We start from the raw sequence: 15,339 nt of genomic DNA, 5'->3' as shown, positions 1-15,339 counted from the left end.
TGTATGTTATTGGTTTCATTATTAAGAGAAATAAAAGAGACCTTTGGTCGATTTCTAGCGCTCCTTCTTATTATAGGTTTGGGCGTTGGATTTTTTGCGGGTTTAAAGGTTACAGATCCTGCCATGCGTACTTCCATGCATGAATATCTAAAAGAGCAGGTTTTTTTCGACTATCGCCTAATATCATCCCTTGGTTTTGAAAAGGAAGATATTGATTATCTAAAGAATCATATTGAGGCTCGTGATATAGAGCCTTCTATTTCCTTTGACATTTTGGCGGATTACAACGAAATGTCTCATGCCATAAAGGCAATTAGTATCCCTGACAAAATCAATAAAATAGTGGTTGTAGAGGGCAGGCTTCCAAAAGAGGATGATGAGTGTCTGGCAGATTCATATTTGTTTGACAGTACATCAATTGGAAGTATTGTCACCATATCCTCAAGCAATGAGACTGAGGATAGCGACCATTTTAAATATAAGGAATATAAGATAGTTGGACTTGTGAAGTCCCCTTTGTTTATTCAGTACGAGCGCGGCGCTACAGCTTTGGGTAGTGGTGTGTTAGATGGCTTTATGTACATCAATGAGGGCGGCTTTGATTCTGAGGTTTATACAGATTGCTACGTTAAATTAGACAGTGACCTAGAGCTTTATTCTGATGAATACAAAGCTTTAATTGATGAAAAAGAGGACATGGTTCAGACAGCCTTGGATGCTGCGGCAAATAATAGATACGATAGGATTATTGCAGAGGCTACTGCTGAACTAGATGATGCAAAAAAGGAGCTTGCCGAAAATAAAGAGGAAAAGGGTGGTGAGCTTGCTGATGCAAAAAAGGAATTAGATGATGCAAAGACAAAGCTAAATGATGCTAAAAAGCAGATCAGCGATTATGAAGCCAAGGAAGCAGATTTAAAAAAGGCTCTTGATGAGATGCTTGAAAACATCAATCAAATGGATCAATTAAAGGCAGTAGGCTCAGAATACTATGATGAAGTGCAATATCAGACCTTGGTTGCAACCTATCAGCAGTATTCCGCAAATCTTTATACGCTTCAGTCGGGCCTTGAAACCGCAAGAAAGGAATATAGCAAGGGACTGAAGGAATATGAGGATGGCAAGGCTGGATATGAGGACGGTCTTGAGGAGTTTAATAGCAAGATAGCTGACGCAGAAAAGGAGATAGCTGACGCTGAGGATGAGATAGCAGATGTTGAAAAAGCCAGCACCTATCTTTTAGGTAGAGATTCTAATGTAGGATATATCTGCTTTGAAAGTGATTCTACTATAGTTGGAGCTATTGCTAACGTATTTCCGATATTCTTCTTCCTTGTTGCAGCACTTGTGTGCATGACCACTATGAACAGAATGGTGGAAGACCAAAGAACACAAATAGGTGTGCTTAAGGCATTAGGCTATAGCAGCACAAGTATAATGGGTAAGTTTGTACTTTATTCAGGCTCCGCATCACTGCTTGGTGCAACACTGGGCTTTATAGCAGGTACAATTGCCTTTCCAAAGGCCATCTGGTTTGCATATCAGATGATGTACAATACCTCGGAAATCAGCTATTACTTTAGTCCTGCTATGTTAATTATCAGCTTTATAGTTGCATTCATCTGTTCCGTTGGTGTTACCATTTTATCCTGCCGCTACGAGATGCACGAAATGGCAGCATCACTAATGCGCCCAAAGGCACCAAAGGCAGGCAAAAGAATCTTCCTGGAATATATAACCTTTTTCTGGAGCAGACTGAAATTCCTTAAGAAGGTAAGTCTTAGAAATATTTTCCGCTATAAGGGAAGACTCTTTATGATGGTTCTTGGCATCGGTGGTTGTACAGCACTTCTTGTGGCAGGCTTTGGCATTTATGATTCTATTGCAGATATTGCAGTGAATCAGTTTACCAACATTTCAAAATATGACATGGATATTACCCTAAAGGATGGTGAAGATAGTCAGGTGCCATTATTAGAAGAAATGGGCTATACCACAGAGGATTATCTTCTTTATTATCACACATCAGTGGACATGAAGGCTGGCAAATATACTAAAAACGTATATTTGAATGTATATGATAATGATGCAATGCTGGATAAATTTTACGATATGCATGATGAAAAGGGCAATCATATTACTTTTGCTGATTTAAAGGATGGAGAAACTATTGTAAATCAAGGCCTAAGTGATAGATATGGAATAAAGGTTGGAGATACCATCACCATTTCTTCTGAGGATATGGAAAAGACAAAGCTTAAGGTGGCGGCCATTAATGAAAACTTTATTTACAACTATATTTATCTTACAAAGACAGGCTATGAAAATACTATAGGCACACTGCCAGAAAAGAAAAATGTCTATTTAAATGCTAAGGAAGGTGAAGACCCTCATGAGATAGGCGCAAAGCTTATGAATGAAAGTGACATTTCTGTTGTATCTGCAACTGTTGATATGTTAGATAGAGTAGACAGCATGATGGAAAGCCTGAACATTATCGTCTATCTTGTAATTGGATGTGCCATGGCACTTTCTGCAGTGGTTGTTTTCAATCTTACTAATATCAATATTGCAGAGCGAGTAAGAGAGATTGCCACTGTAAAGGTGTTAGGATTTTACAAGGAAGAAACCAGGTCCTATGTATTTAGAGAAAACATCATTTTATCTATAATGGGAGCTGTGGTAGGCCTTGTCCTTGGAAAGTTTTTGCATGCTTTTATTATGAGTGAGATAGTGGTTGATTTGATTACCTTCGATGTTCGTGTAACATTATTTAGCTACTGCGCAGCCTTTGTGCTGACAGTTGCCTTTACATTTATCATCGATTTATTGATGGGAAAGAAGCTAGAGGAAATCAGTATGACAGAATCGCTGAAAGCAGTAGAGTAGTTTTACGCAAAATTGTGTAGATATCCACTAGATTTTAACGCTTTAGTGTGTTAATGTATTTGGAAAGAATAAATAAAGCAGAGAGGAAGAATCATGGGAATCAATTACGTTAGTACAAGAGATATTAATAAAAAAGAGATTACAGCTTCACAGGCTATCTTGAAGGGACTTGCAGATGATGGCGGATTGTTTGTGCCTACAGCTGTTCCAAAGCTTGATAAGTCTTTAAAAGAGCTTTCAGAAATGACTTATCAGCAGGTGGCTTATGAGGTACTTAAGCTTTTCCTTACAGATTTTACAGAAGATGAGTTAAAGCATTGTATTAATAGTGCTTATGATAGCAAGTTTGATACTGAAGAAATCGCTCCTTTAGTATATGCAGACGGGGCTTATTACCTAGAGCTCTTTCATGGTGCAACAATTGCTTTTAAGGATATGGCACTTTCAATTTTGCCACATCTTATGATTACTTCCGCTCGTAAAAATAATATTAAAAACGATATCGTAATACTTACTGCAACATCTGGTGATACAGGAAAGGCTGCACTTGCAGGCTTTGCAGATGTTGAAGGTACTAAAATCGTTGTATTTTATCCAAAGAATGGTGTTTCTGCTATTCAGGAGCGCCAAATGGTTACACAAAAGGGTGATAACACTCATGTAGTTGGAATCAATGGAAACTTTGATCAGGCTCAGACTGGTGTTAAAAAGATGTTTAACGACAAGGCACTTGCCGCTGAATTAGATGGAGCTGGCTACCAGTTCTCATCTGCTAATTCTATCAATATCGGCCGCCTTGTACCACAGATTGCTTACTATGTATATGCCTACTCAAGACTTTTGGCTGAAGAGAAGATTACAGATGGTGAAACAATCAATGTAGTTGTTCCTACAGGAAACTTTGGTAATATCCTTGCTGCTTACTATGCAAAGAACATGGGGCTTCCAGTTGAAAAGCTTATCTGTGCTTCTAACGAAAACAAGGTACTCTATGATTTCTTTACAACAGGCGAATACGACAAGAACAGAGAATTCATCCTTACAAATTCGCCATCAATGGATATTCTTATTTCAAGCAACCTTGAGAGATTGATTTATCACATTGCTGGAGATGATGCTGCAAAGAACAGCGAACTTATGGAAAGCCTTAAGACTACAGGCAAATACGAAATCACTGCAGATATGAAGGCAAGACTTGATAGCTTCTATGGAAACTATGCATCAGAGGACGAGACAGGAGATGCTATCAAAAAGCTTTACGAAGATACAGGCTACGTAATTGACACTCACACAGGAGTTGCATCAAGCGTATTTGGTAAATACAAGGCTGCCACAGGTGACGACAAGACAACAGTTATCGCATCAACAGCCAGCCCATTCAAATTCACAAGAGCTGTCATGGGCGCTATCGACTCAGCCTACGAAAACGAAGAAGACTTCGTACTTGTAGATAAGCTCTCAGAACTAGCGCAGGTTGATGTACCAAATGCCATCGAGGAAATTCGTTCAGCACCAGTTCGCCACGACACCGTAATCGAAGTGGAAGACATGTGCGCCGAAGTAAAACGCTTCCTCAGCGTATAAATCTAACACCAAACTGTGAGAGCCAGTGAGTTACGCTCTCAAGTTTCGCGGCTTCCAAGTACTCCATGCTCCCGGAAGCCATCTCCCATTGCAGTCAAGGGAACCTCCCCTTCGGGGTCCCTCCTTAACTACATGGGGCCCTCTTCCTCGCGCTCGCCAAGGTTGAGTAGCCGCTTAATTTAATGTTTATTGCAAGTAAATGAGCCAGTGAGTAGCTATCAAGCTCTAAGTGTTGCACAAGCGTAGCTTTCTATGCGAAGCGGTGCAATATCTTAGGCTTGAGAGCGTAACTCACTGGCTCTCTTAGCATTGTGGTCAATAGCAGATAATTAGGTGGATTGTACCAAAGGAGTAGGCTACTGGAAAGTCTACGCATTTGTTTGGTCCACTAAGTACACCCTCCATGGTAATTTCAGGAGGAGCTAAAGCTATAGTTTCTGATGTATTGTTGGATACATTGACGATGAAGAGTCCATTGTGCAGATTGAGGAAATCCTCAAGGGCGGCAATGACATATTCATCGAAATCCGAGAATTCTTCATTGGCATATCTTGACGCAAATGCAATGGCTGTTTCTCTATCGCAGTCAATGTGAGTGATGTAGGCTCTGTCGTTAGAAATGGCTTGTGACACACCAAAGGTAATTGGAAATTCATCTAAGACCATTGGAGTGAGTGGTGAAAAATCCTCGCCTACAAATCGGATTAAGCTGTTGAACATAAGCTCTAGATACATGACATTCGTTTCGTTTACAGGCATTTCAGCTAATAAGAAGAACCTCTTAATGATTGCCGCAATAGCCTCTTGGTTTTCGACATCAAGGCTTAAGTCATAAAGCTCTGTATCATTTTTGTAATCAAATAGAATTCTTTCTAGATCTTCATAAGTAAAGACTTCATCCTCAACCAGGTTCTGGCCAAGAAGAATATAGTCTGGTGTTTGCATAGAAAGTAAATCGTTTACCTGATCGTCTGTCAGATAACCGCGCTCCACAGCAATTTCGCCAAAACGTTTGTCTTCTCTGGATTGAACATAAAGACATTCGTCCACTTCTTTAGCTGTCATAAGCCCTTCTTTGATGGCAATTGTACCTAACTTGATATGAGTTTGAGATAGGCGAGCCATTGCCTTGAAAAGCTGCTCTTGATTTACAATTCCTTTTTGAAGCAAATAATTGCCCAAGAACTGTGTATACATATATTATTTTCCTCCAAGACGAAGTTCAATTATTTCCTGAATCTGATTCTTTTCAAATGGCTTTTGGATAAAATCCTTTGCTCCAAGTTGAATGGCTTTTTTCAATTGATCCTGAGTACCTACAGAAGAAACGATAATGATAAGGGCATCTTTATCGAATTCTCTAATCTCAGATAGAGCGGTATTACCATCTTTTTCTGGCATTACTATGTCCATAAATACCAGGTCAGGTTTTTCTGATTTGTATAGCTCCACCGCTTCGGCTCCGTTTTTGCCTTCGATAAAAACGGCACCATTGGAAATCTCTTTAACAGCATCCATTAGCTGTTTTCTAGCAAGTACAGAATCATCGCACACTAGTATTTTTTTGCCTGTAATATCCATACGCCTAAACCTCCTATTTAATATTTATAATACAATATACAAAGGTATTATTCAAATGAAATTAACAGATATAAATGTTAAAAAATAGCGAATTGAATGAGAACTCAAAGATTCATAAATCTACCTTAGGTGTGGAAAATAAAGGGGAGAATAGGTATAATTATTCGTGTTTAGAAAATGTTTTATTAATTGGAGGATTTTGTTATGGATATGAGCTTTATGACTATTTTTGACGTCATCATTGGAATAATGGGGATATACTTGGTGTTCATTGGAATCAAATGCTTTAAAAAGCAGGAAGTAGACCCTATGCTCATTACTTCGGAGGAGCTGCTTAAGTGCTCAGATGTTAAAGCTTTGTCTAAGGATTTAATGCCAAAAACAGCAATTTTTGGAGGCTTTTGTATCCTGTTTGGAATTCAGGGATTATTGAATGATACAGGAAGAGTTCCCTTCCCACGTCCAGTAAATGCAGTTTTTTTGGTTGCCTTTGTAGTTATATATGTATTGTTCTCTTACAATCTTCACAAGGCAAAAAAGAAATTTATTCAGTAAAGCGTGAGCTGAGCATCACGTAGAATTCACATTGGGGTGTAAGATAAAATACTATAGAGGAGAATTCGCAATCGGAGGTTGATATGAAGAAGATTTTAGTAGTTGATGATGAGGAAAAGATTCGTTCAATAATTCGTAAATATGGTGAATTCGAAGGCTACGAGGTATCCGAGGCCTGCGACGGTATGGATGCCATCGAAAAGGTAAAGGCTAATGGTGACTTTGATGTTATCATCATGGATGTAATGATGCCTGAGCTTGATGGCTTCTCGGCTTGCAGTGAGATTAAAAAGATAAAGGATATTCCTGTGATCATGCTTTCTGCCAGAGGAGAGGAATACGATAGAATTCATGGATTTGAAGCTGGTGTTGACGATTACGTGGTTAAGCCATTTTCACCTAAGGAGCTTATGATGCGCGTAAATGTTGTTACAAACAGAAGCAAGTCGGAGGTTGGAAGCGCAGAAATATTCAGATACGAAGGCCTTGAGATTAATTTTACCGCCCGCACAGTTTCTATTGATGGAGAGCGAGTAGACATGTCACCAAAGGAGTACGAGCTTCTTTTCTATCTGGTTAGAAATAGAAACATTGCCTTAGAACGCGAAAAGCTTATTACAGAGGTTTGGGGATATGATTATTATGGAGACGATAGAACTCTTGATACTCATATCAAGCTTCTTAGAAATAGCCTTGGAGATTACAGAAAGCTTTTGGTTACACTTCGAGGCGTTGGATATAGGTTTGAGGCCTAATATTTGGAGGAAGTAATTGAAAAAAAGTAGAGTTAGTGTAAAGTGGAAGACATTTTCAATATTCTTGATTTTTGCCATAGTACTGCTTGGAGTACTATGGTTTTTTCAGATTGTTTATCTGGATGATTTCTATAAAAACATAAAACGTAAGGAAACAGAGGCTGTTTTAAATGATGTAGAGAATCTTTTATATTCCTCTGATAATCCTACTGACGACATTGAAAAAATAGCAGCATCTAATAACCTTGGAATCTATATTACAGATAAAAATGGTGTGGCTCTTTACAATGCAGAGTACATTTCTAATTCTCAAATGTCCTCTCTGCCACAGTTTATGTTTGGCCTATTTTATGAGCAGGCTGTTGCCAACGGTGGTGAGGCTGTCATTGAATTTAAGGGTAATGAGATGCAAAGAAAGGTGGCTAAGGAACGTTTTTTAATTGGTGAAAGCGGAGAGCCATTACCTCCTGAAAATATAGAGCAACCTGACTCAGAGAATGGCAAAGCAGATACGGAAGAATCTGAAACTGATTCTGATGAAGCTGAAGCTGATGAGATAGAAGATAGTAAGGCACAGGGCAAAATCGCATATACAATCCCTGAGGAGAAAAAGGAAGAGGTCTTTAGGCAGAACATAGGAAATGATTTGGCTGAATCTGTTATTTATGTGCATATCATTGATGTGGACGGGCAGGAAGAGGTCATCATGATTAATTCTGTCCTTACGCCTGTAGATGCTACTGTCTACACCCTTAAGGTTCAGCTCAGATTTATTTCTGCCATAATGATTGTGATTGCTTTTTTCCTTGCAGCAACCTTATCAAAGACTATTTCTCGTTCAATAATCAGAATAAACGATGGTGCCAAGAGGCTGGCAGATGGTGATTATTCTGTAAAATTTAATTCTAGAGATTATATGGAGGTATCTGAACTTTCCGATACTCTAAACTATACAGCTACGGAGCTTGGCAAAACGGACAGCTTCCAAAAGGAGCTTATAGCAAATGTGTCTCACGATTTGCGCACCCCACTTACCATGATAAAGGGCTATGCCGAGGTTATGCGAGATATCCCTGGTGAGAACACTCCTGAAAATGTACAGGTAATTATCGATGAGACAGAACGTCTTACCAGTCTTGTAAATGATATGCTTGATATTTCAAAGCTAAAGGCTGGCACTATCACCATTCAGCCAGAGGAGTACAATATCACTGAAAGCATTAGACATGTATTGGAGCGCTACAACAAGCTGCGTGAGGTTGAGGGCTACACCATCGACTTCATATATGATGACGAAATCATGGTATATGCAGATGAGCAGAAGATGTATCAGGTTCTCTACAATCTTGTAAACAATGCTATTAACTACACCGGCGAAGACAAAAAGGTTACTGTTATTCAAAGGGTGTTGGATGACACTCTTAGGATAGAGGTCAAGGACACTGGTGAAGGTGTTAAGCAGGAAGATATTCCTTATGTTTGGGACAGATATTACAAAGATAAAACAGCCCATAAGCGTGCCATTTCCGGCACAGGCTTAGGACTGTCTATTGTTAAAAACGTATTAGAATTACATGGCGCCAAATATGGAGTTTCCTCTAAACAAGGCCAAGGTGCCACCTTCTGGTTTGAATTACCGCTGAATCTCTACGAAGAGTAGTATTTATTTTACGCCAATATATTTCTCTTCACAGTATTTACAACGATATACTTCGTTGAATTCATCTGTAAGAATGAAAATTTGATCTAGTTCTTGTTCCACGGTGCTTATGCATCGTGGATTTTTACATTTAATGACGTTTTTAATTTCCTTTGGAAGCTTCAATTGTCTCTTTTCAACTATCATATCGTTTTTGATAATATTGCATGTGATGTTGTGATCAATGAAGCCTAATATGTCCAAATCTACTCGTTCGATTGGACACTCTATTTTTATAATATCTTTGCGACCCATTTTGTTGGATTTAGCATTCATGATCATAGCGATGGTGCAGTCACAACCCAGGTTGTCTAAATGTAGGTCGCGATAAATTGTCATGGACTCGCCGGCTTTAATATGATCCAACACAAATCCTTCATGTATTCCACTTATATTAAGCATGTCATTTCCTCCTTGGTTTTCTCTCGCCTGTTACGCAGACAGGCTATCTATACAAGTTCAAGTAGCGTTAGGATTAACGCCATACGGATGTAGACGCCGTTTTGGGCTTGGGTGAAGTACATGGCTCTTGGGTCATCGTCTACGTCTACGGAGATTTCGTTGACGCGAGGCAGAGGATGGAGAACCATCATGTCCTTCTTGGCGAGCTGCATTTTTTCAGGTGTGAGGATGAAGAAATCCTTTAAGCGGATGTAGTCTTCCTCGTTGAAGAAACGCTCTCTCTGAACGCGAGTCATGTAAAGGATATCAAGGTCTCCCATAACATCATCTAATGAATCTACTTCCTTATATTCATATCCATTTTTTTCAAGTACATCCTCACGGATGTATTCTGGAACCTTTAGCTCCTCAGGTGAGATAAGCACAAATTTAATTCCAGGATAGCGCACGAGGGCATTAATCAAAGAATGTACAGTACGACCAAACTTTAAATCACCACAAAGTCCGATAGTAAGATCTTTGATTTCACCACGTAAAGAGCGGATAGTAAATAAATCTGTAAGTGTTTGAGTGGGATGTTGATGACCGCCATCACCGGCGTTAATAACTGGAATACGTGAACGCTCAGAAGCAACGAGCGGAGCGCCTTCTTTTGGATGACGCATAGCGCAGATGTCTGCGTAAGAAGAAATGACACGAATAGTATCAGAAACACTTTCGCCTTTGGATGCTGATGAAGAATCAGCGGATGAGAAACCAAGAACCGAACCACCAAGATTAAGCATGGCAGCTTCAAATGAAAGTCGTGTTCGGGTACTAGGTTCGTAGAAACAAGTAGCTAGCTTTTTGCCGTGGCATTTTTCGGAATAATTATCCGGATGATTTTTAATATCATCTGCCAGGTCCATCAGCTGCTCTAGTTCCTCTCTAGAAAAGTCTAGAGGGCTCATAAGATGTCGCATAGATTATCCTCCCAGATAAAGATAAATTATTCAAAATTCAATTCATTTTACCACATTGAATACAAAAAGAAAGCCTTTTATGATAAAATATTTTTCATGAAATACGCAGATATTATTATTGATATTTCTCATGAGAGATTAGATAAGACATTTGAATATATTGTTCCGTCAGAACTTGAGGAAGTGGTTAATGAAGGCGTTCAGGTGGTCATTCCATTTGGTAATGGCAATCGTGCCATTACTGGTTATGTTGTTGGGCTTCATGACAAGCCACAGTTTGATGTTACAAAGCTGAAGCCTATTGCGAGGGTTGTAAAGGATAGTATCGCTATAGAGTCTCAGCTTATTTCTTTGGCCGCATTTCTAAAGCGCAACTACGGTAGCACCATGAATCAGGCTTTGAAGACTGTCATTCCTATCAAAAAGCGCGAAAATGAAAAGCTTAAAAAGGAAATTAGGCTTGCTGTGTCTGTGGAGGATGCCAGAATCGAGCTTAACGAGCTTCTCACCAACAAAAGGCACGCCGTCGGTAAGGAACGTCTTTTGAAGGAATTGCTTGAGGTTGATATGCTTGATTGGGAGCTTGCCACCAAAAAGCTTAAGATTCCAAGCGCCAACATCAAAGACCTTGAATCTAAAGGCATAATAAAAATAGATTCAGTAAGAGCCTTTAGAAATCCTCACATGCAGGCCACTTCCGATAAAAAGCGAGTGGTTCTTAATGAGGAGCAGGAGGCTGCTGCAGAACAAATCAAAGCGGATATTGATACTGGTCGCCACAAAACATATCTGATACATGGTGTTACAGGCTCAGGTAAAACGGAAGTCTACATGGATGTTATGGAGCATGTAATTAGCATGGGGAAGCAGGTAATCGTGCTTATACCAGAGATTGCCCTCACCTATCAGACTGTAATGAGATTTTACACCAGGTTTGGTGATTCAGTTTCCATTCTAAACAGTAGAATGTCCCCAGGAGAGCGCTTCGACCAATTTGAAAGAGCTAAAGCTGGCGATATTAGTATTATGGTAGGCCCACGTTCAGCACTGTTTACACCTTTTGCTAATCTAGGGCTTATTATTATTGATGAGGAGCATGAGCCTAGCTACAAATCCGAAGTAGTTCCTAGATATCATGCCAGAGAAACAGCAGTTTATCGCGCAGGGCTTACAGGAGCCACAGTTATTTTAGGTTCAGCCACTCCTAGTCTTGAGGCATATTCAAGGGCAAAATCAGGAGAGTATCAGCTAATCACTCTTACGGGGCGAGCTATGGGGCAGGATATGGCTGCCTGCGAGATTGTAGATCTTAGAGCAGAGCTTCAATCTGGAAATCGTTCCATGATAAGCAGGCGCTTAAAGGAGCTGATGGCAGATAGATTGGCAAAGCATCAGCAGATAATGCTGTTTTTAAATAGAAGAGGACTAATGGGCTTTGTTTCCTGCAGAGCCTGCGGTAAGGTATTAAAATGTCCACATTGTGACGTTGCCTTACATCTACATGCGGGCGGCATAATGAAATGTCACTATTGTGGTTTTACAACAAAGACAGTAAAAACATGTCCTAGCTGCGGTAGCAAATACATAGGAAGCTTTAAGGCGGGCACCCAGCGTTTAGAGGAGATTGTTAAGGAATCCTTCCCAGAAGCCAGAGTTCTTCGAATGGATGCGGATACCACATCTGGCAAAAATGGGCATGAAGAGATTTTATCAGCCTTCGTCAATCATGAAGCTGATGTGCTTATCGGCACACAGATGATTGTAAAAGGTCATGACTTTGCCAACGTTACACTTGTTGGTATAATAGCTGCAGATATTTCCCTGAACGAGTCTGATTTTCACAGTGGTGAGCGCACCTTCCAGCTTCTCACCCAGGCGGTTGGTAGAGCAGGCCGTGGAAGTGAGCCTGGCGTTGCAGTAATCCAGACATATCAGCCTGAAAATTATGCTGTAGTTTCATCTGCTAATCAGGATTACGATAGTTTTTTCAAACAGGAATATGCATATCGCAGATTGCTTCAGTATCCACCTTGTTCTCATATCCTTGGAATTCAGGTGAGCAGCGAAAAGCAGCAGGATGCAGTGGCACAGGCAGATATTTTGGCAGCTTTAATCAAGCAGGCGGACCCTCAAATTATTGTAATGGGCCCAGAGGATGCATATATCGGAAAATTAAAGGATGTTTATCGCAGAGTAATCTATGTTAAAGCCGATGAATATGATAGACTAGTAAAGGTTAAGGATGAAATCGATAGATTTTTATTAGAACAAAAACAATATCGAAATACAACCACTTGGTTTGATTTTGATCCAATATCAACTATTTAATAATAGAAAGGAATTATTATGGCACTTTTAGAAATTAGAGAGTATGGAAAAGATGATGTATTACTTAAGGTGTGCAAGCCAGTTAAGGAGCTTACACCACGTCTTAAGACTTTAATCGAGGATATGTACGACACAATGTATGATGCAGATGGTGTTGGTCTTGCAGCTCCTCAGGTAGGCGTTCTTCGTCGTATCTGTGTTATCGATGTAGGCGAGGGCCCTGTTACACTTATTAATCCAGAGGTACTTGAAACATCTGGCGAGCAGACAGGAAATGAGGGTTGCCTTTCAGTACCAGGTAAAACAGGAATGGTTACACGTCCTAACTATGCAAAAGTAAAGGCTTTAAATGAAGACATGGAAGAGTACATCGTTGAAGGTGAAGGCCTTATGGCTCGTGCTCTTTTACATGAGATTGATCATCTTGATGGCCACATTTACACAGAAAAGGTAGAGGGTGAGCTTTATAATGTAGAAGATCTCATGGAAGAATATGAAGAGGAAGACTAATTATCCTGGAGATATTTTGTAATGAATAATGATTATGAAAAGCTAGATAGAACTCTGGTACAGGTTAGCAGCAGAAACAGAAAGAAAAGAGAGTTACAAAGAAAAAGAATATTAATTGCATCCATTTGCGGAGTGGTTGCAGTGGTATTGATTATTGGTGCAGTAGTGCTGGTTAAGATTTCAAAGAAGGATGAGCCTGCAGAGGTTGCACAAAATGTGGAGGCTCCTTCTGAGGAAGACCCGGACTCAGATGTTAAAATTGAAGTTATCTATCCAGACGAAGAAGGCACTTCAGAAGATACTACAGATCCAGAAAGTACAGTTCAAAAAGAATCAGGCGCAGCGATAAATGTAGAAGATATTGTTAGCGCTAGCAATGTAGGAGAAAATGGAAATCTTACCTATGGAATAGATGTTTCAAAGTTTCAGGGCACTATTGACTGGGCACAGGTGGCTAGCACTGGTATTAATTTTGCCATGGTTCGTGTAGGCTACAGAGATTCTGTAACCGGTGAAATCAAGGCAGATACTAATGCTAAATACAATATGCAGGAAGCAGAGAAAAATGGAATCAAGGTTGGTGCTTACTTTTTCTCTACTGCTGTTACATCCACAGAAGCTGTTGAAGAGGCAGATTGGGTAGCTAATTATATCAGCAAGTATGCCATTACATATCCAGTTGGTTATAACTGTGAGGGCTTTGAAAACAGCAGCAGTCGTCAGTATAGTCTTTCAAAGGATGATAGATCTAATTTTGCTGTAGCCTTTCTTAATGAAATATATAAAAAGGGATACACACCTATCTTTTATGCTTCAAAAAATGAAATGGCAAATGATGCAAAATGGAACACTTCCACTCTTGGTTCAAAGTTTAAGATTTGGATGGCTTGGTATAATCAGGACACCTCTAATATAGCCCAGGGACCTCAGGCAGGCTTTAAGTATGATATGTGGCAGTATTCTAATCAGGGTAGTGTTGCAGGTATCAAGGGCAAGGTAGATGTTAATATTGCATACTTTGGTTATAACGGAACTGAAAGTGCAAAGGATACATCTGCTAGAGAGGTAGCATCCGCTGATGTGGAAGCCTTGATGAAATTTACAGATGTGAATGAGGCTGTTACAGCAAAGAGTAAAACAAATCTTAGAGATAAGCCAAGCCAGGGAGCAGATAGCACAGTAAAGACAACACTTTTAAATGGAGTGGTTGCCACTAGAACTGGTGTGAGCAATAGCGGTTGGTCAAGAGTAGTTTTAGATGGCGTAACCTACTATGCAGTATCCAGCTATCTTACAACAGATACCTCTGCTCCAGCTCAGACAGAAGCTACGCAGCAGCCCGAAACTCCAGATGCTGCACCAGCACCAGCAGCATCAGGCATAAAGACAAAGTTTACAGATGTAAACGAAACTATTACCGCTAAGGAAATGGTAAATCTTCGCTCTAAACCAAGTGTTACAGATACTGATTCAGCCGTAGTTGTAACTCTTCATAATGGGCAGACAGCAGTACGCACTGGTATCAATAATGATTTGGGCTGGTCTAGAGTAGAATACAACGGACAGGTTTTATATTGCGTTAGCAGTTTTATTAAGGTAGTTGAATAAATGGAGGAATTATGCTGAAAATCTATTTTGGAGAATTTGAAGCAGATAACTATATATTTAATCCTGATGTCTATTTTAACAATACATACGAAGATGAATGGATCGTTGATAAAATATCAGTTGAAATGATTAAGGATATTGATGGATCAAAAGTTATGGGACCTAGGCTGATTGATAGTCCATTTCTTGGTTCTATTCCTGTTGAAAGATTATCAGGTGGTGTAAAAACACTCATTCTTATGAATAATGATGATTCACATGTCTTTAATGCTTCTGCGTGTGGAGACAATTGCGCAAAATGGATTTTGAAAATTGCCGAAAATAAAGATATTATGATTCGATTAGGATATCTAATGGATTTTGGAGATGCTTCTTTTGAAGTAGAAATTGTTAATACTAGAAAATTAGTTCATTCACAAAAGGAACTAGTTATAGAAGTACTTGATAATAAATTGATTTAAGGAAT

General features: G+C 39.6%; 13 protein-coding genes. 9 read left to right on the top strand and 4 right to left on the bottom strand.

The genetic code is table 11. The annotated features are described in order from the left end of the window. Window positions 1–3 precede the first annotated feature (3 nt). Together BM097_RS00485 and thrC are read left to right on the top strand one after the other, a co-directional pair. Window positions 4–2,889 (top strand): FtsX-like permease family protein, encoded by a 2,886-nt coding sequence (locus tag BM097_RS00485; RefSeq protein WP_177197319.1) that lies wholly within the window; start codon window positions 4–6, stop codon window positions 2,887–2,889. Window positions 2,890–2,982: 93 nt separating this feature from the next. Continuing rightward, the gene (thrC, locus tag BM097_RS00480) at window positions 2,983–4,473 is read left to right on the top strand and encodes a threonine synthase (protein WP_090544823.1); all 1,491 of its coding nucleotides are present in this window, start codon (window positions 2,983–2,985) and stop codon (window positions 4,471–4,473) included. 315 nt (window positions 4,474–4,788) lie between these two features. On the opposite strand, the gene BM097_RS00475 is transcribed toward thrC, so the two are convergent. Continuing rightward, entirely contained in the window at window positions 4,789–5,670 is an 882-nt protein-coding gene (locus BM097_RS00475; protein ID WP_090544821.1) for a cyclic di-GMP-binding domain-containing protein, MshE-related, read from the bottom strand. A 3-nt stretch (window positions 5,671–5,673) separates the two neighbouring features. Beyond that, a complete protein-coding gene (locus BM097_RS00470; RefSeq protein WP_090544819.1) occupies window positions 5,674–6,054 on the bottom strand; it encodes a response regulator in 381 nt (126 codons plus the stop codon). A gap of 204 nt (window positions 6,055–6,258) precedes the next feature. Here BM097_RS00470 and BM097_RS00465 point away from each other — a divergent pair, with 204 nt between their 5' ends. The 3 genes from BM097_RS00465 (at window position 6,259) to BM097_RS00455 (ending at window position 9,024) form a co-directional block, all read left to right on the top strand. Then, window positions 6,259–6,609: a hypothetical protein gene (locus tag BM097_RS00465; protein WP_090544817.1), complete on the top strand. Its 351-nt coding sequence runs from the start codon at window positions 6,259–6,261 to the stop codon at window positions 6,607–6,609. An 83-nt stretch (window positions 6,610–6,692) separates the two neighbouring features. Continuing rightward, a complete protein-coding gene (locus BM097_RS00460; RefSeq protein ID WP_090544815.1) occupies window positions 6,693–7,364 on the top strand; it encodes a response regulator transcription factor in 672 nt (223 codons plus the stop codon). Between the two features lie 16 nt (window positions 7,365–7,380). Continuing rightward, window positions 7,381–9,024: a sensor histidine kinase gene (locus BM097_RS00455; RefSeq protein WP_090544813.1), complete on the top strand. Its 1,644-nt coding sequence runs from the start codon at window positions 7,381–7,383 to the stop codon at window positions 9,022–9,024. 3 nt (window positions 9,025–9,027) lie between these two features. On the opposite strand, the gene BM097_RS00450 is transcribed toward BM097_RS00455, so the two are convergent. After that, window positions 9,028–9,465 carry an aspartate carbamoyltransferase regulatory subunit gene (locus BM097_RS00450; protein ID WP_090544811.1) on the bottom strand — a complete coding sequence of 146 codons (438 nt, stop codon included), beginning with the start codon at window positions 9,463–9,465 and terminating at the stop codon, window positions 9,028–9,030. A gap of 47 nt (window positions 9,466–9,512) precedes the next feature. Beyond that, complete coding sequence (gene pyrB, locus BM097_RS00445) at window positions 9,513–10,427, bottom strand: aspartate carbamoyltransferase (RefSeq protein WP_090544809.1); 915 nt, start codon at window positions 10,425–10,427, stop codon at window positions 9,513–9,515. On the opposite strand from pyrB, the gene priA reads away from it, so the two are divergent. From priA to BM097_RS00425, 4 genes are read left to right on the top strand one after another with little or no spacing between them, the layout of a single operon-like run. After that, a complete protein-coding gene (gene priA, locus BM097_RS00440; protein WP_242944627.1) occupies window positions 10,419–12,755 on the top strand; it encodes a replication restart helicase PriA in 2,337 nt (778 codons plus the stop codon). The genes pyrB and priA overlap by 9 nt on opposite strands. 18 nt (window positions 12,756–12,773) lie before the next feature. Further along, the gene (gene def, locus BM097_RS00435) at window positions 12,774–13,265 is read left to right on the top strand and encodes a peptide deformylase (protein WP_090544807.1); all 492 of its coding nucleotides are present in this window, start codon (window positions 12,774–12,776) and stop codon (window positions 13,263–13,265) included. 21 nt (window positions 13,266–13,286) lie between these two features. Then, window positions 13,287–14,873, top strand: a complete 1,587-nt coding sequence (locus BM097_RS00430; RefSeq protein WP_090544805.1) for a glycoside hydrolase family 25 protein — start codon at window positions 13,287–13,289, stop codon at window positions 14,871–14,873. A gap of 11 nt (window positions 14,874–14,884) precedes the next feature. After that, on the top strand, window positions 14,885–15,334 hold the full coding sequence (locus BM097_RS00425) for a DUF4869 domain-containing protein (RefSeq protein ID WP_090544803.1): 450 nt from the start codon (window positions 14,885–14,887) through the stop codon (window positions 15,332–15,334). The last annotated feature ends 5 nt before the right edge of the window (window positions 15,335–15,339 follow it).

The sequence above is a fragment of the Pseudobutyrivibrio sp. OR37 genome (genome assembly GCF_900113655.1).
Taxonomy (GTDB): domain Bacteria; phylum Bacillota; class Clostridia; order Lachnospirales; family Lachnospiraceae; genus Pseudobutyrivibrio.
Note: the sequence above shows the minus strand (reverse complement) of the source record. Positions and strands in the feature narration are given on the sequence as shown.